Source organism: Dehalococcoidia bacterium, from assembly GCA_035310145.1.
In the GTDB taxonomy this organism is placed as follows: domain Bacteria; phylum Chloroflexota; class Dehalococcoidia; order CAUJGQ01; family CAUJGQ01; genus CALFMN01.
Window position 1 is genome coordinate 1 of the sequence record DATGEL010000043.1, and the last position, 25,146, is coordinate 25,146.

The 25,146-nt window shown below is 71.2% G+C and carries 23 protein-coding genes and 1 pseudogene; 14 read left to right on the top strand and 10 right to left on the bottom strand.

Annotated features, from left to right (window positions below):
- Positions 1-208 precede the first annotated feature (208 nt).
- Complete coding sequence (locus VKV26_08475) at positions 209-1,351, top strand: acyl-CoA dehydrogenase family protein (protein HLZ69926.1); 1,143 nt, start codon at positions 209-211, stop codon at positions 1,349-1,351.
- 34 nt (positions 1,352-1,385) lie between these two features.
- Here the strand turns inward: VKV26_08475 and VKV26_08480 are convergent, their stop codons facing one another.
- From VKV26_08480 to VKV26_08490, 3 genes are all read right to left on the bottom strand, one after another.
- Positions 1,386-2,117: a class I SAM-dependent methyltransferase gene (locus VKV26_08480; GenBank protein HLZ69927.1), complete on the bottom strand. Its 732-nt coding sequence runs from the start codon at positions 2,115-2,117 to the stop codon at positions 1,386-1,388.
- A 98-nt stretch (positions 2,118-2,215) separates the two neighbouring features.
- Complete coding sequence (locus VKV26_08485; GenBank protein HLZ69928.1) at positions 2,216-3,763, bottom strand: APC family permease; 1,548 nt, start codon at positions 3,761-3,763, stop codon at positions 2,216-2,218.
- Between the two features lie 368 nt (positions 3,764-4,131).
- Complete coding sequence (locus VKV26_08490; protein ID HLZ69929.1) at positions 4,132-4,581, bottom strand: hypothetical protein; 450 nt, start codon at positions 4,579-4,581, stop codon at positions 4,132-4,134.
- A 316-nt stretch (positions 4,582-4,897) separates the two neighbouring features.
- Between VKV26_08490 and VKV26_08495 the strand changes: the two genes are divergently transcribed.
- The 4 genes from VKV26_08495 (at position 4,898) to VKV26_08510 (ending at position 9,749) form a co-directional block, all read left to right on the top strand.
- The gene (locus VKV26_08495; protein ID HLZ69930.1) at positions 4,898-5,149 is read left to right on the top strand and encodes a hypothetical protein; all 252 of its coding nucleotides are present in this window, start codon (positions 4,898-4,900) and stop codon (positions 5,147-5,149) included.
- Positions 5,146-6,351, top strand: coding sequence for an acyl-CoA dehydrogenase family protein (locus tag VKV26_08500; protein ID HLZ69931.1), 1,206 nt, complete (start codon positions 5,146-5,148; stop codon positions 6,349-6,351). The genes VKV26_08495 and VKV26_08500 overlap by 4 nt, the downstream gene beginning before the upstream one ends.
- Positions 6,352-6,468: 117 nt before the next feature.
- Positions 6,469-7,704 (top strand): beta-ketoacyl-ACP synthase II, encoded by a 1,236-nt coding sequence (gene fabF / locus VKV26_08505; GenBank protein HLZ69932.1) that lies wholly within the window; start codon positions 6,469-6,471, stop codon positions 7,702-7,704.
- Between the two features lie 665 nt (positions 7,705-8,369).
- The gene (locus VKV26_08510) at positions 8,370-9,749 is read left to right on the top strand and encodes a sialidase family protein (GenBank protein HLZ69933.1); all 1,380 of its coding nucleotides are present in this window, start codon (positions 8,370-8,372) and stop codon (positions 9,747-9,749) included.
- Between the two features lie 86 nt (positions 9,750-9,835).
- Here VKV26_08510 and VKV26_08515 read toward each other — a convergent pair whose 3' ends face one another.
- On the bottom strand, positions 9,836-10,627 hold the full coding sequence (locus tag VKV26_08515) for an enoyl-CoA hydratase-related protein (protein HLZ69934.1): 792 nt from the start codon (positions 10,625-10,627) through the stop codon (positions 9,836-9,838).
- A 136-nt stretch (positions 10,628-10,763) separates the two neighbouring features.
- Between VKV26_08515 and VKV26_08520 the strand changes: the two genes are divergently transcribed.
- Entirely contained in the window at positions 10,764-10,940 is a 177-nt protein-coding gene (locus tag VKV26_08520) for a DUF5522 domain-containing protein (GenBank protein ID HLZ69935.1), read from the top strand.
- 7 nt (positions 10,941-10,947) lie between these two features.
- On the opposite strand, the gene VKV26_08525 is transcribed toward VKV26_08520, so the two are convergent.
- The gene (locus VKV26_08525) at positions 10,948-11,757 is read right to left on the bottom strand and encodes an enoyl-CoA hydratase-related protein (protein ID HLZ69936.1); all 810 of its coding nucleotides are present in this window, start codon (positions 11,755-11,757) and stop codon (positions 10,948-10,950) included.
- Positions 11,758-12,045: 288 nt separating this feature from the next.
- Between VKV26_08525 and VKV26_08530 the strand changes: the two genes are divergently transcribed.
- Positions 12,046-12,801 carry an alpha/beta hydrolase gene (locus VKV26_08530; GenBank protein HLZ69937.1) on the top strand — a complete coding sequence of 252 codons (756 nt, stop codon included), beginning with the start codon at positions 12,046-12,048 and terminating at the stop codon, positions 12,799-12,801.
- Between the two features lie 176 nt (positions 12,802-12,977).
- On the opposite strand, the gene VKV26_08535 is transcribed toward VKV26_08530, so the two are convergent.
- Positions 12,978-13,505: a DinB family protein gene (locus tag VKV26_08535; protein HLZ69938.1), complete on the bottom strand. Its 528-nt coding sequence runs from the start codon at positions 13,503-13,505 to the stop codon at positions 12,978-12,980.
- A gap of 114 nt (positions 13,506-13,619) precedes the next feature.
- Positions 13,620-14,198 carry a dihydrofolate reductase family protein gene (locus VKV26_08540; GenBank protein ID HLZ69939.1) on the bottom strand — a complete coding sequence of 193 codons (579 nt, stop codon included), beginning with the start codon at positions 14,196-14,198 and terminating at the stop codon, positions 13,620-13,622.
- 337 nt (positions 14,199-14,535) lie between these two features.
- Between VKV26_08540 and VKV26_08545 the strand changes: the two genes are divergently transcribed.
- Positions 14,536-15,342, top strand: a complete 807-nt coding sequence (locus VKV26_08545) for an alpha/beta hydrolase (GenBank protein ID HLZ69940.1) — start codon at positions 14,536-14,538, stop codon at positions 15,340-15,342.
- A 147-nt stretch (positions 15,343-15,489) separates the two neighbouring features.
- On the opposite strand, the gene VKV26_08550 is transcribed toward VKV26_08545, so the two are convergent.
- On the bottom strand, positions 15,490-16,041 hold the full coding sequence (locus VKV26_08550; GenBank protein ID HLZ69941.1) for a DinB family protein: 552 nt from the start codon (positions 16,039-16,041) through the stop codon (positions 15,490-15,492).
- Between the two features lie 244 nt (positions 16,042-16,285).
- Here VKV26_08550 and VKV26_08555 point away from each other — a divergent pair, with 244 nt between their 5' ends.
- The 5 genes and pseudogenes from VKV26_08555 (at position 16,286) to VKV26_08575 (ending at position 20,674) form a co-directional block, all read left to right on the top strand.
- Positions 16,286-17,290, top strand: a complete 1,005-nt coding sequence (locus VKV26_08555) for an alpha/beta hydrolase (protein ID HLZ69942.1) — start codon at positions 16,286-16,288, stop codon at positions 17,288-17,290.
- Positions 17,291-17,373: 83 nt separating this feature from the next.
- Positions 17,374-17,544 (top strand): annotated as a pseudogene (locus VKV26_08560) (SDR family NAD(P)-dependent oxidoreductase).
- Positions 17,545-17,927: 383 nt separating this feature from the next.
- Positions 17,928-18,941 (top strand): GNAT family N-acetyltransferase, encoded by a 1,014-nt coding sequence (locus VKV26_08565; GenBank protein HLZ69943.1) that lies wholly within the window; start codon positions 17,928-17,930, stop codon positions 18,939-18,941.
- A gap of 205 nt (positions 18,942-19,146) precedes the next feature.
- Positions 19,147-20,316 carry an acyl-CoA dehydrogenase family protein gene (locus VKV26_08570; protein HLZ69944.1) on the top strand — a complete coding sequence of 390 codons (1,170 nt, stop codon included), beginning with the start codon at positions 19,147-19,149 and terminating at the stop codon, positions 20,314-20,316.
- A gap of 202 nt (positions 20,317-20,518) precedes the next feature.
- Complete coding sequence (locus VKV26_08575; protein HLZ69945.1) at positions 20,519-20,674, top strand: hypothetical protein; 156 nt, start codon at positions 20,519-20,521, stop codon at positions 20,672-20,674.
- Between the two features lie 132 nt (positions 20,675-20,806).
- Here the strand turns inward: VKV26_08575 and VKV26_08580 are convergent, their stop codons facing one another.
- Together VKV26_08580 and VKV26_08585 are read right to left on the bottom strand one after the other, a co-directional pair.
- The gene (locus VKV26_08580) at positions 20,807-21,658 is read right to left on the bottom strand and encodes a hypothetical protein (protein HLZ69946.1); all 852 of its coding nucleotides are present in this window, start codon (positions 21,656-21,658) and stop codon (positions 20,807-20,809) included.
- A gap of 54 nt (positions 21,659-21,712) precedes the next feature.
- Positions 21,713-24,295 carry a helix-turn-helix domain-containing protein gene (locus VKV26_08585; GenBank protein HLZ69947.1) on the bottom strand — a complete coding sequence of 861 codons (2,583 nt, stop codon included), beginning with the start codon at positions 24,293-24,295 and terminating at the stop codon, positions 21,713-21,715.
- Between the two features lie 142 nt (positions 24,296-24,437).
- Here VKV26_08585 and VKV26_08590 point away from each other — a divergent pair, with 142 nt between their 5' ends.
- On the top strand, positions 24,438-25,142 hold the full coding sequence (locus tag VKV26_08590; GenBank protein ID HLZ69948.1) for a DUF4386 family protein: 705 nt from the start codon (positions 24,438-24,440) through the stop codon (positions 25,140-25,142).
- The last annotated feature ends 4 nt before the right edge of the window (positions 25,143-25,146 follow it).

Below are 25,146 nucleotides of genomic sequence, written 5' to 3' on the forward strand. Positions count from 1 at the left end.
GGTCGTGCTGCCGCTCAGTCTGCCGCAACGGCGACGGCGGCGCACGCCGATTCCGCTGTTCGCGGCGCCGCCTGCCGTGCCGCGGGTGCTATGGTGACCGCGAGAACGGGGGAGCGAGGCGGGACGCCTGGCAGCGCACGCTGGCGCTCTTCCGGCAGCGGCTCGCTTAGCCTGGCGCGGCGGCCAACTCAGCAGAGAGGAGCGCGACGTGGAATTCAGCTTCACGCCCGAGCAGCAGGCGTTCCGCCGCGAGGTGCGCGACTTCTTCGCCGAGCTGGGGCCGATGCCCGGCTTCGGCGGCTTCGACCAGGGCGAAGACACGGCCCGCGCCCGCGCCGTCGAGCGGCAACTGGCCCGGCGCGGCTGGCTGACGATGGCCTGGCCCAAAGCCTACGGCGGCCAGGACGCCGGCCAGGTGCAACAGCTGATCTTCCGCGAGGAGGCGGCGATCGCCGGGGCGCCGCTGGGGCAGGGCGCGAGCGTGATCGCGCCGGCGATCATGCTGCACGGCACGGAGGAACAGAAGCGCCGCTTCCTGCCGCCGATCGCCCGCGCCGAGATCGCCTGGTGCCAGGGCTTCTCCGAGCCGGGAGCTGGTTCGGATCTCGCCTCCTTGCAGACGCGGGCCGTGCGCGACGGCGACGACTACCTGATCAACGGCCAGAAGATCTGGACCACGGGCGCCTTCCGCTCGGACTGGATCCACCTGCTGGCTCGCACCGACCCCGATGCGCCCAAGCATCGCGGCATCTCGTATTTCCTCTTTGATATGAAGACGCCCGGCGTCTCCGTGCGGCGGCTGACGCACCTGACGGGCCGGGCCGACCTGTGCGAGACGTTCTTCGACAACGTGCGTGTGCCCGCCGGCCAGATGCTGGGGCCGGAGAACCGCGGCTGGTACGTGGCCCTGACCACGCTCGACTTCGAGCGCTCGGGCATCGACCGCGTCGTCTCCGGCCAGCGCGTGCTCGACGCGATCGTTGAATACGCGCAGGAGCAGGGCGCGGACGACGGCGTGCGGGCGCAGCTCGCCGATCTGCAGATCGCGCTGCACGTGGGGCGGCTGCTCTGCTACCGCGTGGCCTGGATGCAGGCGCGCGGGCTGGTGCCGAACCACGAGGCCTCGATGTCCAAGGTCTTCGGCTCGGAGCTGAACCAGCGCATCGCCAACGCGGGCACGCGCATCATGGGGCTGTACGGCCAGCTCTACGAGGGCGAGCCGCGGGCGCCGGCCGCGGGCTTCATCGCCTTCGCCCACCTGCACGCGGTGCAGGCGACGATCCTCGCCGGCACCAGCGAGATCCAGCGCACCGTGATCGCCACGCGCGGCCTCGGCCTGCCGCGCGGCTGATCGGCCTCCGGCGCGGCGAAGGCGAGGCGCCGGCTCAGCGGCCGTAGACGGAGACGTGGGCCGCGCTGGCGGCGGTGAACGGCTCGCGGCTCCAGCCGCCCCAGCGCTCCCGCAGGCGCAGCCCGGCGATCCGCGCCATCAGGTCCAGCTCGCTCGGCCAGGCGTAGCGCGTGACGATCGGGCTGAGACGCACGCCCGCGGCGGACAGCGACACGTGGCTCTCCTCCAGCCGCTGCGCCACCGGGTCGTGCCGCCCCACGTCGAGCCGCACCTCCGCGACGCCCACCGCTTCAGCGTCCACGTACTGGTCCTGGCGCAGGCGGTAGAGAAATGCCGGCACGAACGCCTCCACCACGAACACGCCGCCCGGCGTCAGGTGGGCGGCCACGTTCTCGAAGCAGCGCACCTGGGCGTCCTGCGTCAGCAGGTTGAACAGCGTGTTGAACACCAGGTAGATCAGGCGGTAGCGGCCGGGCACCGGCACGGCGGCGAAGTCGCCCAGGGTCACCGCGATCGCGGCGCCGCCCGGCTTGGCCCGCAGCCGGGCGACCATGGCGGGGGAGAAGTCGACGCCGTCGACGCGCAGGCCGCGGGCGGCCAGCGGCAGGGCGAGGCGGCCGCTGCCGATCGCCAGTTCCAGCGCCGGGCCGTCGCCGGCACGCTCGGCCAGGAAGGCGACCGCCGCGGCTTCGTCGCCGCGCGGGACGGCGTCGTACGTCGCGGCGGCGTCCTCGCCGAAGCTCATGCTGGGCTCGTAGTTCTGCACCGCGTGCTCCGTCTCCGAATCTCCGTCACTCCGCGACCCCGGCACGATCGATGACGGCGCTGGAGCGCGTGCGTGACCGCATGCGGCCGGGCGCGGCGTCAGCCGGCGGCATGCAGCAGCGCGCGGCCCTGCCGCGCCGAGTTCCAGACGAACCAGACCACGCCCAGCAGCACCCACACCGCAACCATCACCAGCGCCTTCAGTCCGTTGCGCGACGAATCGCCGCGGTCGCTGAAGGCGACGTAGAACACCGCCAGCATCATGAAGATGTTGAGCACGGCGCCGGCAAACGGCACGATCGTATGCCGCACCACATGGCGATCGCGCAGGCTCCAGAACGCCACCAGAGTGACGAGGCAGGTGAGGCCGTAGAGCGCGAACGTGCCGACGTTGGAGGCGAGCGTGATCTGCGTCAGGTTGTTGATCCCCAGCACGCCGTAGGCGCCAAGGAGCGCCGAGACGACCACCATCAGCAACACGCCGTAGTGGGGCGTGGCGTACTTGCCGTGCAGGAAGCCGAAGAGCCCCGGCATCTCCTTGTCGCGGCCCATCGCCGACGTAATGCGCACGCCGGTGTTCATCGCCGAGAGGATGCTGCCCACCAGCGCCAGCACCACCGTGACCGCCACGATCGTGGCGAAGGCGATGCCGAGGTTGCTGAACCAGTGGTCGCCCATGTACGTGAGGAAGTCGCCCAGCGGCGCCCTGGAGGCCGCGGCCGAGGCATAGCCCGTTAGCTCAGTATTCAGATCTGTTCCCGTGCCCACGATCTGGTTGCCGATGAAGTAGTTGGCGGCGAAGTACTCGAACAGGTAGGCGAAGATGCCCTGGATGGCCAGCGAGAGCAGGATCGCCTGGCGGATGTGGCGCTTCGGGTTCTTCGCCTCGGCGCCCAGCGCCGTCACCGACTCGAAGCCGGCGACGAGCAGGATCGCGATCGTGCCCTGATAAACGACGTTCGTCGGGCTGTGCGGCGTGATCACGTCCAGGGCGCTGCTGTGCTCGTAGACGACCTTGCCGTGCGTGGCGCGGAAGACGATCGCCAGCACCGAGACGATCAGCAGCATGGCGAACTGGATCACGCTGACCGCCAGCGCCGCCTTCGTCGAGCCGATCAGGCCGCGGAAGGCGATGTAACCGATCAGCGCAGCGGAGGCGACGGCGATCAGCACCTGCACGCCGCTGTTCACCGTCGTGCTCGGGCTGAAAATGCCGACGACATAGACGACCAGCGTGGCGATGTAGGCGACAAGCACACCCGGATAGACCCAGTAATAGAGGTGCGAGATCCAGCCGGCGGACATCTTCGCCATGCGCGCCCACTTGCGGTGCTGCGCCTTCTCCTTGTCGAGGAAGGCGGCCTCGGCGAAGGCGTACGAGGAGCCGGCGCCGGCCTGGTGGTAGAGATTCGCCAGCTCGGAGTAACAGAGCGCCGTGAGGCAGGCGATGACCAGCACGGCGAAGAGCGAGAAGAACATGTCGGACGCCGTGGTCTTCGTGCCCTTGGTCAGCGCCGCCTGCGTCTGGAACGTCGTCCAGAGGAAGGCGCCGGGCGCAATCAGCGCCATGGCATGGACGGTGAGGCCGGCGAGGCCCAGGGCGGGTCGCTGACCCGCTGCCGGCTCTGAGGGAGGATTTGCCGCCATTCGCGCCTCCTGCTCACGGGGTTTCGCGGCGACTCACTCGCAACCAACCCTTCGAGAAGTGGAACACGAGACCCGGAAACGGGCACCAGGGCACGGAAGCGGTCTTTCTGCCAGCGGCGCGCCCGCCGGCCGCACCCGGCTGCGTCTCGCCCTGCCGCCGCTATTGTAACCACGCCCGAGGCGCAGGCACGCGGCGCGCCGGCCGGCACAGCGGGGTCTTGCCCACGACCGGTTGCCATGGGTCGAATCGCGCGGCGGGCGGCAGACGGCGCCCGGTTCCGCGGGAAGAATCACAGCCCGTCCCACGCTCAACCTCTCGTCGGCGATCGGGGGCGGCGAGTTGCGCCAGGGAGCCGTGCCGGCGGCCGTCAGCTCGTGAACAGCAGCGCGCTCAACAGGCGGGCCAACGCCAGGCTGAACACCATCTCGTCGAGGTGGCCCAGCAGCCAGGTGTACTCGCCGTCGCCGCTCATCTCCGCGGCCGCGTGCGCCGCGCAGTTGACCGCTTCGTTCAGCGCCGCGGCCAGGCGCCGGGGCTCGGCCGGCAGGCCGGCGCCGGCGGCAAGCGCGGACGGCATGATTGCCGCCGCGCCGGCGGCCGGCGGCTCATGCCGCGCCGCGTGCTCGGCGAGCAGCGCCCGCATCTCGCGCAGACAGCACAAGGCGTCGTCAAGGTTGCGCACCAGCACGACCAACTCGGCGTCGCGCTCGGCCGCCCGCGCGGCGAGATAGGCGCAGCCCCGGCCCGCCATGAAGCGGTTGACGATCAGCGAGTAGACCTCCGGCGCCAGCTCCGCTGCCACCTCGCTCCAGCGCACGCGCACGTTCCTCCGCACCCTGCCTCGCATGAGAGATGGACCGGGGCCGGGCATGCACCGGCGATCCAGGCAGAGCTGGGAGCGTGCCGCCCGGTTTTGGACCCACCTGTAAGCTTGCGGAGACGGCCGCGATCATCGCCATCCTTACCGCGGTTGCGATCGTGTCCGCCGCGCGTCCGCGCGGCGTAGGGGCGATGCTCCGTCCGGGCCATGCGCCGTCTACACCTCGCGGGCGCCCGGCGCGGCGACGTGCTGCTCGCCCCACCCTATACTGACCCTGGACCGTCCCTGCCGGTCATATGCAGCGAGGTGCGCGATGCCAGAGCACGACCCGGGGCACGACGCCACACCGCCGCCGCCCGTCCGCCGCGCCTGGAACCTGCTGGAGATCGCGCCCGGCACCCGCGTGCGCCTCTCCGGCGACGCGATCGGCGAGGTCGTACGCAACCCGCGCGACGGCGCCTGGCTGCTGGTGCGTTACCTCAGCGCTCCCGAAGATCCGTCGCTGGAGGGCAGCGAAGAGCTGGTGTTCGCCGACGACGTGGTCGGGCCGGAGGAGCGGCCATGACGGCGCCCGCGGACGCCGCGCTGCCGGGTTCGCGCGCCGAGCTGGTCGCCGCGGCGCGGGCGCTGGCGCCCCAGACCCAGGCGCGGCGCGTGGAGATCGAGCGCGGGCGGCGCGTGCCATTGCCGTTGATCGAGGCGATGAAGGCGGCGGGGCTGTTCCGCATCCTGCTGCCGCGGGCGCTGGGCGGCATCGACGGCCACCCGCTCACGGCGATCCGCGTGATCGAGGAGGTTTCGCGCGCGGACGGCGCCGTGGGCTGGAACCTGATGATCGGCATGGAGCAGGCGATGTTCGCCGGCTTCGTGCGCGAGGACGTGGCCCGCGCCATCTGGGGGCTGGACCCGGATGCGATCACCGCCGGCAGCGGCCAGCCGCGCGGCCGCGCCGTGGCCGTGCCCGGCGGCTACCGCGTCAGCGGACAGTGGCCGTTCAACAGCGGCTGCCACCACGCGAGCTGGCTGTGGGGCAACTGCCGCCTCTACGACGACGAGACGGCGCCGCGCACACGGCCGGACGGCACACCCGTCTTCCGCTTCGTGCTCTTTCCCGCCGAGCAGGCGGAGATCGTGGAGACCTGGCATACGGGCGGCCTGCGCGGCACCGGCAGCGACGACTTCGCCGTGCGCGGGCAGTTCGTGCCGGAGGAGCACACCTTCACCCGCCTGACGGCCGATCCCACCGAGCGCCCCTGGCCCGACGATCCGCTCTTCTGCTTCCCCTACATGAGCATCGCCGCCGTCACGGTCTGCGCCGTGCCGCTGGGCATCGCCCGCGCCGCGATCGAGGCGCTGCTGGCGCTGGCGCAGGCGAAGGCGCCGACCGGCCAGACGAGCCTGCTGTGCGAGCGCGCCGCCGTGCAGGCCGGCGTGGCCCGCGCCGAGGCGCTGCTGCGCTCAGCCGACGCCTTCTTGCGCGAGACGGTGGAAGAAACCTGGGCGTGCGCCCTGCGCGGCGAGCCGGCCACACTGGACCAGCGGGCGCAGCTGCGGCTGGCGGCCACGCACGCCGGCATCACCGCGGCACAGGCGGTGGACCTGATGTACAACGCCGGCGGCGCCAGCAGCATCTACGAGGCGAATCCACTGGAACGCTGCTTCCGCGACGTGCACACGGCCACGGCGCACGCGCAGATCTGGCCGGCGAATTTCGAGACGGTCGGCCAGGTGCTGCTCGGCCTGCCGCCGAGCGGGGCGTATCTGTAGGGCCGGCGTCGGCAACACGGCCGGCGTGCTTCTAGGCGCGCAGCCGACTAGAATGCAAGCCACAGCGCGAGCTGGCGCCGTGCCGGCGCGGCCAACCACCCCGCTTGAGAGGACAGCGTGACACAGCGAGTCGTCGTAACCGGCCTCGGCATGGTCAGTCCGGTCGGCCTCACCGCCGGCGAGACGTGGAGCGCGATCACGCGCGGCCAGTCGGGCATCGGCCCGATCACCTCGTTCGATACGACCGACTTCGAGGCGAAGATCGCCGCCGAGGTCAAGGGCTTCGAGCCGACCAACTATATGGACCGCAAAGAGGCGCGGCGCACGGATCGCTTCATCCAGCTCGCCATCGCCGCCGCGCGCGAGGCGCTGGACGCGGCCGGCCTGGTGATCGACGCCGACAACGCCGACGACGTGGGCGTGGTGATCGGCTCCGGCAACGGCGGCATCATCACCCTCTCCGAGCAGTACGAGATCATGCGCACGAAGGGGCCGGGCCGCGTCAGCCCCTTCCTGATCCCGATGATGATCGTGGACATGGCCTCGGGCCTGGTCAGCATCCACACCGGCGCCCGCGGGCCGAACTTCTGTACCGTCTCCGCCTGCGCCACCGGCGCCGACGCCGTCGGCAACGCCTGCGAGGTGATCCGCCGCGGCGACGCGAAGGCGATGATCGCCGGCGGCTCGGAGGCGGCGATCGTGCCGATCGGCCTCGCCGGCTTCGCCTCCTGCAAGGCGCTCACACTGCGCACCGACGCGCACGCCTCGCAGCCCTTCGACGCCGAGCGCGACGGCTTTGTGATGGGCGAGGGCTCGGCCGTGCTGTTGCTGGAGGAGCTGGAGTACGCCGTGCAGCGCGGCGCCCCGATCCTGGCCGAGCTGGTGGGCTACGGCGCCACGGGCGACGCCAACCACATCACGCAGCCGATCGAGGGCGGCGAGGGCGGCGTGCGCGCCATGCGCCGGGCGCTGAAGCAGGCCGGGCTGCAACCGGAGGACGTGGACTACATCAACGCCCACGGCACCTCGACGCCGATCAACGACAAGTTCGAGACGCAGGCGATCAAGACCGTCTTCGGCGAGAAGGCGTTTGGCGTACCCGTCTCCTCGACCAAGTCGATGATCGGCCACCTGCTCGGCGCGGCCGGCGCGATCGAGGCGGGCTTCTGCGTGCAGGCGATCCAGAGCGGCACGATTCCGCCCACGATCAACTACGAGCATGCCGACCCGGACTGCGACCTGGACTACGTGCCGAACAGCGCCCGCTGCCTGCCGGTGAACGTGGCGATGACCAACTCCTTCGGCTTCGGCGGCCACAACGCCACGCTGCTGTTCAAGAAGTACGAGCAGTAGCCGGGCACGCCCCGGCGGCGAGGCCAACGCTGGTGCGCGACCAGGAAACGGCGAAGGCTTCGTACCGCAGAACGCGGGTTGAGCGGTTGCCGTCTCGCTTGAGCTCCGTTCGCGGCGCCCCTGCTCGCCTGGTCTGACCGCAACAGTTGCCCTGAGGGTTCGTGCCGCTGACGCCGGCGAATCCGTGCATTCGACGCCGCCTCCTCCACGTACCCACGGCACGTATTCTCGTCGTCTGCCGCCGTCTACACCGCGCTCTCTGGCCGAATCTACCACGGCAGCGCGTTGATCCTCATAGGCAGGCTAGGGGCAGGCTGCGCCGGCCGGCGCCACTGTGCGTCGAGCCTGCCGGGCGCATCGGGAGGGGTCGGGCGGCCATCCCCGGGGCGCAAGAGCACAGGAGCACGACGATGGCGGAGCCGGGTTCACCATCCGGGCCTCATCACCCCCTACCTCGACCAGGATCCGGCGGTGGCGGCGATGCCGGCGGCGACTGTGACCAGTTGCGCCGCGATGAGGCGGCGGTTTCACGGACGCTGGGCTTGTTGCCGGCCAGCCTCGCGCATGCAACCGACCCTTCTCAGCGGCACGACCTGGAACGTGGGATTCAGATCGCATCGGACGAGTTGGCGGCCATCCGTGCCAGCCTGGGAGAGCAGGGCTGCATGGAACGCCCACTGCCTCACTGGGTGTTTGGGCCGGTCGGCGCCAACGTCCAGGTGAGCCACAGCGCCACTCCCTTGAACGCGCGCAGCGAGTCCGCTCTCGCCATCAACCCGCACAATGCCCTTGCGCTGGTCGGCGCCTCCAAGCGATTCATCGACCCTACCCACTACGGCTTCACCCTCGCCGCCTATTACAGCACCGACAGCGGCCAGACGTGGCAAGAGTCACCGCCCCTGCAACTGCTTACCGATCCGGACCCGGACAAGACCTGGGCAGGCGTCTCCGACCCGGTCGTGGCCTGGGACGACGCCGGCAACGTCTACCTCGTCGCCCTGCCCTTTCCAAGCGAGAACGGGCCGTACTTCACGCTGGGTATCGCGGTCTACCGCTCCAGCGACGGCGGCATGAGCTGGAGCGCTCCCAACTTCATCCATCCCCATCCGGCTCCGACAAGCGACGCCGACGACAAGCAGGCGGTGGCGGGTGATACGACTCCGGCCAGTCCGTATGTCGGGCGCGTCTATGCAGCCTGGGACACCGATCACCGCCTCTCTTTCGCCCGCACCACCGACCACGGTGCAACCTGGCGAGGGGTCGGGGCGCGGCCGGTGGGGGAGGGGCTCGACACGGTGGTTCACGATTCCTTCGCCCCCGAGATCGCGATCGCACCTGACGGGACGGTGCATATCATCTGGATCGCCGGCGACGTAATTAAGCGCGTCAGTTCCACTGATGGCGGCGAGAGTTTTTCGGCGCCCAGCATCGTGGCCAGCGGCATCAGCCCGCTGACCTCGCCGCCGCTGCCGCAAACGGACGAGTGGACGCAACTCCCGGGCGGGCACTTCCGCGTCGTGACGTTTCCCGTCATCTGTGCAGGGTTGGCCAACGAACTGGTGGTGGCCTGGGCCGACTACCGCGAAGGGGTCTCGCGCGTTTACTACCGCCGCTCCGCAAACGGCGGTGCGACCTGGGAGGGCACGGCGGCGGGCGAGCCGCTGCTCACGGGAGCGGTCGCATCCCCGGCAGGGCAACACGACTTCCATCCCCAGCTCGCCTCAATGCCGGATGGGGCGATCGGCTGTGCCTTCTACGAGTTCGGTGCCAAAGGCAGCCCGCCGGCCGGTCTCCCACGGATCGACGTGGTGCTGGCGGCGACGACCGGCAGCGGCACGCCGTTCAGCCGGCGAGCACTGGTGACCGACCAACCGTGGGACCCGACGGTAGATGCGCCGCTGTCGCACGGCGACCCGTGGGTGACGTTCATCGGCGACTACTTCGGGCTTGCGGCGAGCAACCTGGGCTTCTTCCCGTTTTGGACCGACACGCGCACCGGCATCCAGGAGATCTTCACCGCCCGCGTGGCGCGGCATCGCGCGTAGATGGGACTGTCGCCGGCTTCCGAGCGCCGTGCAGCATCATTGCTCAAAGCCGGTCCGGCAGGGCACGAGTGGAAAGCGGCGACCGCTCAGCCCACGCTGAAGCGCGGCGGGCGCCGCTCGCGCAGCGCGTCCAGCGCCTCGCGCGGGTTGGGCGTGTCGTATGCGTGGGCGAAGATCTCGATGCCGCGCTCGATCGCGCGGTCGATCGCCTCGCCCGCCCAGGCGCGGATCAGTTGCTTCTGCAGGCGCAGCGCCGGACCGCTGAAGCCGGCGATCTGCTCCGCCAGCCGCGCACTCTCCGCGGCCAGCGCCTCCGCCGGCACCACGCGCGTGACCAGGCCGTAGCGCTGCGCCGCGGCCGCATCCCACTCGTCGCCGCTGAGCACGAAGTCGGCGGCGCGACCCAGGCCGACGAGCGGTACGAACAGCGCCGCCTCGATCACCGAGGGCAGCCCGACCTTGATCTCCGGCATGCCGAAGCGGGCCGAGCCGGCGGCGATCCGGATGTCGCAGGCCGCGGCCAGCTCGGCCGCGCCGCCGAAGCAGTAGCCGTGCACGGCGGCGATCACGATCTGCGGCAGAGCGCGGATCGCCGCCATCAGCTCGTGCAGGTGCGTGATGAAGGCGCGGCCCGTGGCGCCGTCCAGCTCGCGCAACTGGTTCACGTCGGCGCCGGCGCTGAAGCAGCGCCCGTTGCCGGAGAGCACGATCGCCGCCACGCTGCGGTCGCCGGCAAAGCCGGCGAACGCCTCCGCGAGCGCGGCCGTCAGCTCGCGGCTGAGCGCGTTCAGCTTCTCCGGCCGGTTCAGCCGCACCCGGGCGATGCGCCCTTCGCGCTCGATTTCGACCAGGCCGCTCGCCAGCTCTTGCTCGCTCATCCCCGCATCACCCACTCGGCCGCCGCGTTCGCTCGCCGCCGCTCTGCCTGCTACGCTAGCCCGCGGGGGCCATACGGTCACGCGGGCGGGCCAGAAAGCGGCACGCTACGCTGAAGGCACGGCCGGATGCGAGGCGATGCCCGACTTTGAGCTGAACGAAGACGGTCTGATGGTGGCGACGCGCGATTTTCTGCTGCGCCGCGGCTTCTGCTGCGGCTGCGGCTGCCGCAACTGCCCCTACCGCGGCACAGCGCAGGACCGTCGCCCGCCCGCGTTGCGGCGCGATCTCGAACGGCCGGCTTCGCCGAGCTGAACCGGTATCAGCGGCCGCGGAAGGCCGGCGCCCGGCGCTCGACGAAGGCGCGCATGCCCTCGGCCACGTCCTCCGTATTGTTGAGCACGCTCATGTAGTAGCCGATCGCGTCGAAGTGGCCGCGCAGCGGCAGCCCCAGCCCTTCGCGGATCGCCCGCTTCGCCATCGCCAGCGCGATCGGCGGGCCGGCGGCGATGCGTTCCGCCAGCTCGCGCGCGGCCGTGGCCAGCTCCGCGTCGGGCAGGCAGCGGTTGACCAGCCCGATGCGCTCCGCCTCCGGCCCCGGCACGAAATCGCCGGTGAAGATCAGCTCGTACGCCTTCGCCAGCCCCACCAGCCGCGGCAGGAACCAGGCGCCGCCTTCATCGGGCACGAGGCCGCGCTTGATGTAGAGCATGGCGAAGCGGGCGCTCTCGGCGCAGAGGCGCAGGTCGCAGGCGAGGGCGATATCCATGCCCATGCCCACCGCCGCGCCGTTCACCGCCGCGATCACCGGCTTCTCCAGCTCGTGCAGACCGAGCGGCATGGCGTGGCGCTGCTCATTCTGGCGCCAGCGATCGACGGCCGACGGCTCGCCGCCCTCGCGCAGGCGCGCGTCCCAGGCGTTCACGTCGGCGCCGGAGCAGAAGGCGCGGCCGGCGCCGGTGAGCACCACGGCGCGCACGGCGGCATCGGCGCGCACCTCGGCGATCGCGGCGCGCAGGTCGTCTTCCATTTTCGGCGTGAAGGCGTTGAGCCGCTCGGGCCGGTGCAGAGTGATCGTGGCCACGGCGCCGTCGCGGCTGAGCAGCGCCTCGGTGTAGGCCGTCATCGTCATCGTCGTTGCCTCCTCCCCGCTCCGGGACACGGCGCTGTCACAGTAGCACGGATGGCGGCCGCCGCGACCCGGCCACTTCGCTCAGCCGGATGGCCGGCCAGCTGGTGCTTCAGCGCCACCTCCCGGACCGCGTCTGCCGGGTGCTCCTGCGCGGCGTCGCTGCGGCGCCCGGCCAGTAACGTCCTAACCGCAGACTGCAGGGTCTTTCGGAACGCCCTGTTGCTGTGTCAAGCTCAGGCATTGGCATCGACAAACCGAGCCGGCCCAGCTTGAAGGAGCGTGAGCGCCATGGCGTTCTACGAACGTGGACCCGTCCGCATCCACTACGCAGAGGTTGGTTCGGGCTTCCCCCTGCTGCTGATTCCGGGCGGCGGACTGAACTCGGCGCTCTCCTCCTGGCAGACCGCCTCGCCCTTCAACCCCATGGACCGGTACAAAGACGACTTCCGCTGCATCTGCGCCGACCTGCGCAACGCCAATCCCGGCCAGTCCAGCGGCCCGCTGGAGATCGACCGCCCCTGGGACGCTTACACCGACGATCAGCTCGGGCTGATGGACGAATTGGGTATCCGCGAGTTCCTGGTGATGGGCTTCTGCATCGGCGGGCCGATGATCCACAACCTGATCAAGCGGGCGCCGGAGCGCATCGTCGCGGCGGCGATGATGCAGCCGAGCGGCTTCCGGCCGGAGCTGCCGGACCTCTTCTACCAGAACAACATCAAGGGCTGGGGGCCGGGGCTGTGCGCGAAGCGCCCCGAGATCACGATGGAGATGGTCCACGACTTCCTCACCAGCATGTACACCAACCACGCCGACTTCGTCTTCACCGTGCCGCGCGACTTCGTCCGCACGATCCAGACGCCGCTGCTGATCGCGCCAGACGACGTGCCCGCGCACCCGTACGCCGTCGCGATGGAGGTGGCCGGCCTCGCTCCGCACGCCGAGGTGACGATCTATCCCTGGAAGGATTCGCCGGAGCACATCGACGCGGCCGTGGAGCACGCGCGCCGCTTCCTCAAGGCGCACGCACCCGTCCGAGCGTAGCGCCCCGGTCCAGCGCGTTCAGCCCCCTCGCGCGGTGGCGATTCGATGTGCAGCCGGCGCTGCTCGCGGCGCACTTCACAGCTGCATGGTGGCGACGCCGGAGGCAGGCGAGTCAGCGCGGTCGTTCGCCAGGCCGAGCCTCGTGTGCAGCACCGAGCCCTTCGTGCCTGTTGAACCTACAGGGTGCCGTAGATGCGCTCCAGGCCGTAGCCGCCGAGGGCGAGGGAGAGCTCGCCGCCGTGGTGGATCTCATGTTCGAGCACGTGCCAGATGATCCACTGGCGCGTGCGTTCGCCGATGGCGCGCCGCTCTTCCTCGCGCATCTGCGGCGGCGGCGCAAAACGCTGGCTCAGATCGGCGGGCGTCCAGCGGGCGAGGACGTCGGCAACCAGTTGCCAGGTAGCTTTGAAGCCCGTGACCAGCTCCGCGGACGAGCGCGGGGGCACCTCCACCGGGTCCGCGGGGTCCCAGTGGGCGATGGGGGCCAGATCGGGGCTGCCCTCGCCCATCCACACGTGAAACCACCAGACGCGGTTGGCAATGACGTGCTGCGTCACCATTCCGATCGAGTAGTGGCGCGATGACGCGGGCAGAACGAGCTGTTCGGGCGAAAGCGGCGCGATGATCTCGGCCAGGTTGCGCTGGTACATCTCCCAGCCGCCGTAGAACGTGCTCAGAGGAAGTGCCGCTGCCGTCGTCGTCATCCGTCTGCGCTCCTTGCTTCTTCCAAGATGCCACCAAACGGCAGGCGCAGCCAGCAAGGGCGGACATAAGCGCCGCGGCAGCGCCCGCACATGGCCGCATCCGGCTGGCGTGCTTTATCTCCCGTCGGGCGCATCGGGGCACTGATAGCGGAGAAGGACAACGCCGCTGCCGAAGCTGCGGGTCTCGGCGAGCCGGAGCGTAAAGGCGGCGTCTGAGGGTTGGAACAGGGGATTGCCCCGGCCGATGACGACCGGGTGGACGTAGAGCCGGTACTCGTCGATCAGGCCGTGGCGCCGGAAGGCCGCGGCGAGGCTGGCTCCGCCGAGCGCCAGGTCGCCCCCCGGCTGCGCCTTCAGCGCCCTGACCGCTTCAGGCACGACCTCGCGCACGATCGTGGTGTTCCAGCCGGCCCGCGCCAGGGTCCGGGAGTAGACGAACTTCGGCATCTCCCGCCAGATGACCGCGAACTCCTTCTCGGGCTCGCCGCTCGCGGGGTCCGCGTCGGCGGTCGGCCAGTAGCCGGCCATCAGTTCGTAGGTGACGCGGCCGTCGAGGAAGGCGCCCATCGCGCCGAGTTGCTGGTTGAAGTGGCGGTGCAGCTCGTCGTCGACCAGTTGCCAGTCGAGCTCGTGGTGCGGCCCCTCAAAGAAGCCGTCGAGCGACACCGACATGAACACGATGATCTTGCGCATCGCGAATCCTTGGCCTTGCGTTGGCCGCGCGGCTGCAGCCCTCACTCGTCCATGGTACCAACGCCGAAGACCAGCGGCCTGGCGATTCCGTCGTTCACGTCCGGCCAGTCGTGCAGGACGGCGCTGGTCGATTCGGCGTAGCGCGGCGATCGCTGCTACCCTGCAAATGGCGCCCGGCATGGCCGATCCCGCGCTGGCAAAGCCCGGTTTCGCCCGGAGCCGGTCCGGGGCTCAATGCGGGCCGCAAGCGCGTCGCTGCAGCCCCGGCGCATGCGTGCAGCGCAGCGGTCGGGCACCGGCACGGTGCGGCGTCGCGATGGAAGCCAAGGAAGCCCGGATGGAAGACGCTGACCGCCAGACCGGCTACGCCCCGGTGAACGGGCTGAAGATGTACTACGAGATCCACGGCACGGGGCAGCCGCTCGTGGTGCTGCACGGCTCCTTCATGACGATCGAGCTGATGGGCAAGCTGGTGCCGGAGCTGGCCAGGAGCCGCCAGGTCATCGCCGTCGAGTTTCAGGGGCATGGGCACACCGCCGACATCGACCGCCCGATCACCTACGAAAACCTGGCGGACGACACGGCAGCCCTCCTGCGTCACGTCGGGGTCGAGAGCGCCGACGTCTACGGCTACAGCCTGGGCGGCGGCGTCGCCCTGCAGATCGCCCTGCGCCACCCGCAAGTGGTCCGCAAGCTGATCGTGGCCTCGGCTTCCTATACGAGCGAGGGCATGTACCCTGAGGTGCTGGCCGGCATCGAGCAGATCAAGCCGGAGCTGTTCGACGGTACCCCCTGGCGCGGGGCATACGACCGCACGGCGCCCCACCCCGGGGCCTTCGCCGCGCTGGTCGCGAAGTTGCGGCAGCTTGACATGACCCCCTATACCTGGCCGGCCGAGGCAGTGCGGGCGATCGGCGCGCCCACCCTGATCGTGCTCGGCGACGCCGACGGGATCCGTCCCGAGCACGCGGTCGAGCTGTTTCGGCTGCGCGGCGGGGGCGTCTTCGGCGACCTGGCGGGGCTCCCGGCCGCCCAGCTCGCCGTGCTGCCGGGGACGACGCACCTGGGCATGCTCGACCGCGCCGACTGGCTGGTTGCGATCGTCTCGCCGTTCCTCGACGCGCCGCTTCACCCGTCCGCATGATCGCCGGCCGCCGCCCGGCCCGGCGCCCGTGACGAGGGCAATGCGGGCTGTGCGCTCAGCCGTGAAGCGCTGAAACGCCCGCGGCACTGAAGGGCGCAGCGGCACGTTCGAACCCGCCAGACGCGGTGCGATGGCCGCGCGGGCATCTCAGTACGGCAAGCCCTTCAGGCCGAGCAGGCTGCGCGCCAGGCAGGCGCGGCCGAGATGGCCGTTGCCGTGGCCGATCAGGCCGTGGCCGATCGCCTCCATATGCGGGATCTCACCCCAGGGGCGGATGAACTGCACGGTGGCCAGGTACGCCGCGTCCATCGCCGCGATGCGCGGCACCACTGCCTCTTCGACCGCGCGGATGTAGCGCTTGAACTCCTCCGGCTCGGGGTACTTCTGCGCGTAGGCTTCGCCGGGATTCATGCCCGTGCCCTGATCGACCTTCGGCAACCCCCAGCGTTCGTGGAAGCCGCCCGTCAGCCAAACCGGCTGCTCGCGCTCGAAGACGAAGTGGATAATGTTGTCCGTCGTGCGCACCACGTGCCAGACGTCGAAGCCGATCGCGTTGGCGCGGCCGCCGTGCGTGTCGCTCAACTGATCGACCGTCAGCCCATCGACCGCCAGCGTGCTGTACAGCAGCAGGCGCCCGACCAGGTGGCTGTACTGCGCCGCCAGCGTCGGCTCGACGCCCATTTTCGAGAAGTCCGCCATCGCCTTGCCCTCACCCTTCCTCGCGCCGCTCGATGTACACGCCGCCGAACGCGGCCGGATCGGTGCTCTGCGCCAGCACCAGCGTGTCCGGCGAGCCGTCGATCGTCAACTCCACTTCTTCGTCGCCGCGGCGGCCAGATGAACGGTGCGCGGGGCGTCGTATCATGCCGGCAGAGCGCCGGCCGCGTGCAGACGCGCGAACGACAACCCGCCGCTGAGCAGCGGGGAGAAGGCGGTGTGCCGCATGTCCTACTTCAACAGCTTTGCGCAGGGGCTTGAGCCGCTCGATATGACCAAATCTGACGAGTTCGCCAGCCTGGTGGCGAGCGCTCACGACCTGGGCCTGCGCGCGCCGCACGGCGTCCGCTACGTCTCGCGCAACACGGTGGTCAACGGCCTGCGCTTCCACTTCCTGGAGTGGGGCGACCCGGCGGCGCCCGCGCTGCTTTTCCTGCACGGCGGCAATCAGACGGCGCACAGCTGGGACCTCGTCAGCCTGGAGCTGGCCGATCGCTACCACATCATCGCCCTCGACCAGCGCGGCCACGGCGACACCGAATGGCCCCGCGACGGCGCGGCCGACCGCCACGCCAAGGCGGACGACGCGCACAGGCTGCTCGAAACGCTGGGCATCGACCATCCAGTGGTGGCCGGACACTCGATGGGCGGCATCGTGGCGATGACGCTGCTAGTCGCCTACCCGGAGCTGGCGCGCAAGGCGGTGATCGTGGACGTGGGACCGGAGGTGGGGGCCGCGGGGGCGAAGTACATCGGCAACTTCGTCAGCAGCGTGCACGAAGTGAACTCGCTGGACGAGTTCGTCGACCGCGTGGCGGCGTACGACCCGTTCCGCACGCGGGAGCACATCAACCGCACGGTGCGCTACAACCTGATGCAGCGGGCCGACGGCAAGTTCGTGAGCAAGCACGACCACCGCGACCGGCTGGAGTGGCGGCCGCGACAGACGCAGGTGGTGGAGCTGGACGACCCGGAGCCGCCGGCGACGACCGCCGCCGAGAATGCGGCGCGCATCGACCGGCCAGGCTACGAAGAGGTGGCGCGCATTCCCTGCCCGGTCTTAATCGTGCGCGGGGCGCAGAGCAACGTGCTGCTGCCGGAGATGGCGGAGCGCTTCGCCAGGACGCTGGCCCGCGGCCGGCTTGTGGAAGTGGCAAAGAGCGGCCACAACGTCCACTCGCAGAACACGGCCGGCTTCCTGGCCGTGCTGGAGCCGTTCCTGCAGCAGTAGCGACGAGGAAGTAGGAAATGGAGTGTGGAGAAGAGCCTTGTTCCGATTTCCTCGTTCCGACGCCGATCGGCGAGGCGATGACGATGGCGGAACGGTCCGCCTACGGAGCAGTAGCGATCGTCACCGGCGGCGCCTCCGGCATTGGCCGGGCGATCGCCTGCCGGCTGGCGCGCGACCGGGTGGGCGTCGCCGTGCTCGATCTGCACGGCGCGGGCGCCGCGGAGACGGTGCGGCTGATCGCGGCGGCGGGCGGCAAGGGGCTGCCACGATCAGCGCATGAAGGCACGGCAGATCGAGTGCGCCGTTGCGCCGGGTGGCCATCGCCCGGAAGATCGAAGCGGCCGTCGGCGTCGAGCAGGCGGTGCAGCAAGGCACGTTCCGCGTCATCGCCGTCGACCAGCAGCATGCTCCGGCAGCTTCACGCTGGCCGGGTCCGGCGCCGGGGGTCCAGCGTGCGCACGGGCACACGCGGCGTTGTGCGCGTGCGCGACCAGACATACGAACCGACACTGCCTCCGTTATGGTGAGCTCGCGCACTCACACACTGAAAAATGAATGACAGCGCTCGCCGCAGCCGGGGAACCCGGCGCCGGCCCGCGAAGGGCGCCGAACGCACCAGGCGAGCAGGTCTTTGCCCATGCACATCGTCCCGTTCTCCGACGACCATCTTGGCCCGGCCGCGGCGTTGCTGGCGCTGCGCGGCAAGGCCGCGTACGAGCGCGAGCCCTCGCTGCCTGCACTGCTTGCAGACCCGTCGGCCGCCCGAAGCGCGATCGAGCGGGCGTTAGCGGCGCCGCGCGCCGAAGGCTTCGCCGCACTGCATGAAGGGCGGCTGGCGGGTTATCTGATCGGCGCGATCGAGCTGCCGAACCCCGTCAGCTTCCGCGCCCTGCTCGACCCGCCGCGCGCCGGCTGGATCACCAGCCACGCCGCGCAGCCGGCACTCGCCGGCGAGTGTTACCGTGCCCTGTACGCGAAACTGGCCGAACGCTGGGTGGCAGCCGGCTCCTTCGCGCACCACATCGGCCTTCACGCCGGCGACCGCGACGCGCTCGATGCCTGGTTCGCGCTCGGCTTCGGCCAGCTCGCCGTTCATGGCCTGCGCGACACACGGCCGGTGGCCGGAGCAGCGCTGCCCGCCGGCATCACCCTCCGCGCAGCCACGCTGGACAACCTCGACGCTGTATTGCGCTTCAGCGATGCTGTCAACCGGCATCAGGCGGCGAGCCCGATGTTCGCGCCCTACCTGCCCGAAACGCTGCCCGACCTGCGCCGCGAGCTGACCGCACTGCTTTCTGACCCGGCGGGCGGCGCGCTGCTGGCCGAACGCGACGGTCAACTCCTGGGCGGCTTCAGCTTCGGCCCGCCGCCGGAGGACATGGTCGCGCCCGAGCGCTGCGTCTACATCTTCGACGCCTGGACGGCGCCGGAGGAGCGCGGCAGCGGCCTCGGCTCGGCGCTGTTTGACGCGACGCTGGCGCGGGCGCGCGAGCACGGCGCGGCCTGGTGCCAGCTCAACTTCCTCAGCGCCAACCTGCCCGGCGCCCGCTTCTGGCTGGGGAGCGGCTTCCGCCCGCTCACCCTCTTCCTGCAGCGCCGGCTGGACGAGCGCATCGCCTGGGCCACGGAAAAGGGGCGGGGGATCGGGTGAGCGCCGCGATCGCCGGCGCCGGCTTGCAGGTACGCAACGATCGCAGGCGCAAGCGCCGTGCAACGACCGGTCCGCGGCCGTATCCTCTGGAGAGTGTCGCGCGCATTGTCACAAGACCATGCCCTGAATCGTCCAGATCGTCGGAGCCGCGGCTCGACGACGCGCGATCGTTCGCGTCCACCGGGGCAGGCGAAGGAGCTTCACGATGACGACCACCACCGCGACGGACCTGCTGCGGGCGGCGCGAGAGCTGGCGCCGCGCGTGCGCGAACTGGCGGAGGCGAGCGAACAGGAACGCGACATGACGCCGGCGCTCGTGGAGGCGCTGCGCGCCCCCGGCCTCTGGGACGCGACAAAGCCGGCGGCGCTCGGCGGCCCCGAGCTGGAACTGCCCGACTTCTTGCGCATCATCGAGGAGCTGTCGCGGGCCGACGGCTCGACCGGCTGGACCTACATGATCGGCGCCACGACGGGCTATCTGTCGGCGTTCTTCCCCGAACAGACCACCCGTGACCTCTACGCGCGCTATCCCGATCTCATCGCGGGCGGCTCGATCGTGCCGCGCGGCAAGGCCGTGCGCGTCGAGGGCGGCTACCGCATCTCCGGGCGCTTCCCGTTCGGCAGCGGCATCCGTCACACACAGCTGATGGGCTGCGGCTGCGTGGTGTTCGACGGCGAGGCGCCGCGTCTCGGTCCGCTCGGCCTGCCCGAGGCGATCATGGCGCTGCTGCCCACCGCGGACTACCAGATCCTCGACACCTGGCACGTCTCCGGCCTGCGCGGCACCGGCAGCACGGACTTCGCGATCGCCGACGCCTTTGTGCCGGAGGAGTACTGCATGCAGGCCTTCGTCGGGCGGCCACAGCGGCCCGAAGCGCTCTACCAGTATCCCTTGATCTCGTTCCTCGCCGCCGAGGTCGCACCGGTGGGCCTCGGCATTGCCCGCCATGCGATCGAGGCGCTCGGCGAGCTCGCCCAGGCGAAAACGCCGACCGGGCAAACGAGCCTGCTGCGCGAACGCGCCGCCGTGCAGGCCGATCTGGCCCGTGCCGAAGCGCTCGTGCGCTCGGCCCGCGCCTTTCTCTATGAGACGGCGGAGGAGACCTGGGCTATGACCTGTGCGGGCGAGATGCTGGACGAGCGGGTCCGCGCCCTGGTGCGGCTGGCGGCCACGACGGCCGTACTGCAATCGGCGCAGGCCGTCGATCTGCTGTATAACGCCGGCGGCGCCACCAGCATCTACGAAAGCAGCCCGCTGGAGCGCTGCTTCCGCGACGTGCACGCGCTGACACAGCATGTCATCGTGCAGCAGCCGACGCTGGAGACCGTGGGCAAAGTGCTGCTCGGCGTGGAGCTCGGCCCGGCGCTGCTGTAGCCGCCACCGCAACGCCGCCGGCGGCGCGCCCTGGCCGTGGCGTCACGCTGTCCCGGCACGCCCACACCCGTGCCGCCGCGCGGGATCTGTGCCGCCGCGGGCGTGGGGGCGCCGTGCGCGCCGCGGACTGCCTCGATCGGGGCTGGGACCGCAGCTTGACAGCCGGCGTACCGTTCCCGGCGGCGGGCGAATCGCCACGGTCGTGATCCGCAACCACCGGCTGCACCCGCTGCAGGATCCGAACCCGTACAACCACGATGCGCTGGTGGCGACATTGCAGGCGGCGTTCGGACTCGGCTGCGAGTTCAACGGCGCGCCGCTGGGCTTCACCTGCGATAGGGCGAACGGTGTGAACTGATGACGCCGCTCTTCGACCTGCACGGAGTCTTCGCGCTGCAACCCGGCGCACGGGAAGGTCTCGGCCCCTGCCGCGGGCCTTCCTGCCGCCCGTAGCGTCTGCATCAGGGACGCGGGCTGGGAAGCGCGCGGTCTATCCGGCCTGCTCGCCGTCCCTGCGCGGCTCGGCCGTTGCAGCGGCCGGAGACCGAGCGACTCCAGCGTGTTGCGGCGCCGGCAGCGCGATCCGGCGCAGGGCCGTCATGTCCATGACGAGCGCGGGAAGCTGGTGTTCTGCCGCTCGTCGCAGCGGCGTGATGGCGGTGCCGATCGCCTGCAGATCCACGATCAGGCTGTTCGTGCCGGCACGGTGTATACGCTTCTCCAGCGCCAGACCGACTATGCCCGCGGCGCCGGCCTGCTGCGCTTCCGCCTCGATGCCGGCCAGCGCCAGACGGCGCGCCTGCTGCAGCGCCTCGGCCATCCAGCTCAGCTCGATGTTGCGGTTGATTGACCGGGCGCTCTGACCGCGCATCTGCCGGCGCGCCGCCCAGCGGTCGCCGTTCGCGAAGATCGAGCCGTAGCCTACAACGATCGCTAGCGGCAGGTATCCCGTCCGCCGCAGCGCCCAGATCTCCGATGCCGAGAGGGCGGCGGTCCAGAGCACCGATCCCGCGGGCGCCGCGCGATCGCGCACCGCCGTGCCGGCGGCGCGGCACTCGATCAGGCGCATGACCTGCGAGCCGGGCGCCACCTGCACGCGCAGCTCGATCGCCACGTCGGCGATGCCATCTGCCCCGAAGCTCTGCGCCTGCTCGCTCATGCGTTGCAGGGCCAGGCGCAGGGCGTCGAGGTGCGCCTGCGCGTTGCGCCGCTGCTCGCCGACCACGTTGATGCCGCCCGCGGCCGAGACGCGGTTCACCACGCCGTAGACCAGACCCAGCGGCTCCAGCCCCGCCTGTCGCGCCAGCGCCAGCTCGCTCCCGCTCATGCCGGCGACGAACATGGCGACTGCGCCTCCTGCACCGCGACGGGACCTTCTCGCAACCGGCCGATGACTTTACGGTTCCTCGGCGGCAGACCTGCGGCTGGCCGGCGGGAAGCCGGCGAGCGTGTCCGCCACAGAGAGCGCCAGCACGGTGGCGCCCGGCTGACTCAGCAGCGCCCCCGCGGCGCCGGTGGCGGCATACGCCGTCTCTCCCAGCACCGCCCGTGCCGCTGTCGCCGCCCGTTCCGTGAGCAGACGGCGGCCGACGACCCCCGGATCGCCGGCCTGCCGGCGCAGCGCCCCGGCCGCGGCAAGCAGGCGCACGCCGTGTTCCGCCTCGCCGCAGAGCACGCCGGCACAGCCCAGTCCTTCGAGCGCGTGGAAGCCCCAGCGCCCCAACCCGCCGGCGGCGCGCAGCGCGGCGGCGATCCGCGCCTGCCGCTCGGCCGCATCCTCCGGCAACGGCTGCTCGTCCAGACCCAGCGTCGTGCGCAGGCTGTCACTGTACCACGCGGACGCCCGCCCGCCGTCGCCCTCCAGCAGCGCCACGGCGCCCAGGTTCGCGAGCCCGGTCGCGATGTCCCGTCGGTGGCCTCCCTGCCGCGCGATCGCCAGCGCCTCGGCGAAGCCTGCGCGGGCACGGGCGGGCTCTCCCTCCAGCAGCTCAAGCCTCCCGAGATCGCCAAGCGCGTTGGCGAGCAGGAACGGTTCGCCGACGCGCCGGGCGATCGGCAGCGCCTCCTCAAAGCATGCTCGTGCCCTCGAAGGCTGCGGCCCCATGGTGATGCGGAAGCCCTGCCACAGCAGCGCGACGCCCAGGCACCAGTCGTCGCCCGCCTGCCGGGCGAGCGCCGCGGCCTCCTGCAGCGTCTCCTGCTGGTCGCTCAAGATACCCAGCCAGGTGTGCGCCCGCGCCAGCCCCCGCCCGTCGCCGGCCTCGCGCCACAGCGTAACGCTCCGCGCGATCGCTGCCCGCGCCTTCTGGTAGTCGGTATCCCACATCGCCAACGCACCGGCGGCGAAGAGGGCCGCCGCGCGGGTGACGAGCGGCACATCCGCTGCGGGAAGCGCCAGGGCACGCTCCGTCCACAGCCGCCCCTCGCGCAGGCGGCCGCGCTGGAACCAGAGCCAAAGCGCGGCCACGAGACGCTGCGCCGTTTCCACATCACCGCGCTCGTCCGCGCGAAGCAGGGCGGTGCGGAGGTTGTCCTGCTCGGCGTCCAGGCGCCGCGTCCATGGCAGCCAGTTACCGCCGCACAGCGGTTCGGCGGCGGCCTCGGCCAGCGCGAGGAAAACCGCGGCGTGCCGCCCGGCGGCGTCCTCGGCTTCGCCACAGGCGCTCAACTGCTCGTGCGCGAACTCGCGCACGGTCTCCAGCATGCGGAAGCGCGGCTCACCCTCGCCTTGTGCTTCCGCGAGCAGCAGGCTTTGCCACGTCAGCGAGGCGAGGGCGACGAGCGTCGATGCCTCATCCCCAGGGCCCTCCGCGGCGCGGAGGGCAGCCGCGGCGCCGGATGTGCAGCCGCCGGCGCAGACGCCCAGGCGGCGGAAGAGCGCTTGCTCGGCCGGCGCCAGCAGGTCGTAGCTCCAGGCGATCGCGCGCCGCAGCGTCTGGTGACGATCCGGCGCATCGCGGGCGCCTTCCGCCAGCATCGGCAGCCGCTGGTCGAGCCGCGCCAGTAACGCCGCGGGCGAAAGCACCCGGCCGCGGGCGGCGGCCAGCTCGATCGCCAGCGGCAGTCCGTCCAGGCGCCGGCAAATCTGCGCCACGAGCGGCGCCGTTTCTCCGGTCAGGGCAAAGCCGGGTTGGATCGCTTGCAGGCGCTGCACGAACAGCTTGATGGCCGGCGCCTGCGCCAGCGCCTCCGGCGGGCGCGGATCGGCGCGCGCCGGCAGCTCCAGCGGCGGCACGGCGAACTCCTGCTCACCGCGCAGCCCCAGGGCGCTGCGGCTGGTGATGAGCAGCTTGAGCCGCGGACAGGCCGCCAGCAACGGCGGCAGCGCCGGCGCCGCCCCGAGCAGGTGCTCGAAGTTGTCGAGCAGAATCAGCAGCTCCCGCCCATGCAACTGCGCGGCCAGCACATCCGCCACCACGCCGGAGCCTTCATCCCGCAGGCCGAGCGCCCGAGCGATCGCCGGCAGCAGCTCGGCCGGCTCGCGCAGCGAGGCCAGACCGACGCTCATGGCGCCGCCGGCCAGGTCGTCGGCCAGCTCGAGGGCGACCTGCGGGGCGAGCCACGTCTTGCCCACGCCACCCGGCCCGGTGAGCGTGAGCAGGCGCACGTCCGCGCGCCGCAGCAGGCGGGTCACCGCCGCCTGATCGCGCTCGCGGCCCACCAGCAGCGACGTCAGCGGCGGCGTCAGGTCGCCACGCAGCACGCCGCTCGCCCGCGGGGCAGCGGGCCGGCGGTGGCGGTCGACCGCCGCTTCGAGACCGGCGCGTTCCTCGGCGCTCAGCGCAAGCGCCTCGGTGAGCAGCCGCACCGTGTCGCCGTACGGTGCGCGATGAATGCCGCGCTCCAGGTCGCTGATCGCGCGGGCGCTGAGACCGGCCCGCTCGGCCAGCGCCTCCTGCGACAGCGCGGCCCGCAGGCGGAAGCGCCGCAGCAACTCACCGAAGGCGGCGGCCGCATCGCCGGCGATCGGACGTTGCATCGCCCGTTGGTCTTCCCTTCGGCACGCCGATGCGGCGACGGCTCCCGAGACCGTCAAACATTGAGGTACCCGAGCTGCCCGCGTTGCCCCTCGTCCGGCAGCAGGCAACCCACGGGCTGGACGCTGCAGAGGAGTTGAGCCAATGAACGAGCGACTTGTAGCCCGCCTGACCGGGCTGGCGGCGCTGATCGCGGTGCCCCTCTACGTGATCGCCATGCTGTTGCAGGGCAATCCGCCCGGCGGCACGGCCGGCGGTGCGCAGGTGATCGCCTACGCCACCGCCCACCACGACGCCCTGCTGATCGCGATCTATCTCACCGGCCTCGCGCTGGCGCTGGCGCTGTGCGTCAGCGTCGGGCTGGCGGCGCTGCTGCGCGGCGATGGCGAGGGCACAGGCGTGATCGCCGTCGTTGGCCTGGTAGGCGGCGTAGGGTGGGTGGCCACCGTGCTCGTGGGGCTGCTCTTCCCGCTGGGGTTGGTCTACCGCACCCCCGGCGGCGATCCGGCGGTCGCGCGCCTGCTGCTGGACCTCTCGGCCTTGAGTTTCACGCTCAGCGGCTTCCCGACCGCGGTGAACGTCGGCGCCTTCTCGCTGCTGATGCTGCGCTCGCGGCTCTTCCCCAACTGGCTGGCCTGGCTCGGCCTGCTGACCGGCGCCGCGCACCTGGTCGCCGGCGCGGCCTTCGCCCACGACGGGCTGTTCGCGCCGGAGGTTGCCGCGGGCCAGATTGCTCCCGCGCTGTACATCCTCTGGGGGCTGTGCATCGGCATGGTGCTGCTGCGGCGGGCCGGCAGCATCGCGCCGGCGCGGATCGGCGCCGTCCGGCCGGCCGCCGGCGCCCTCTAGACAC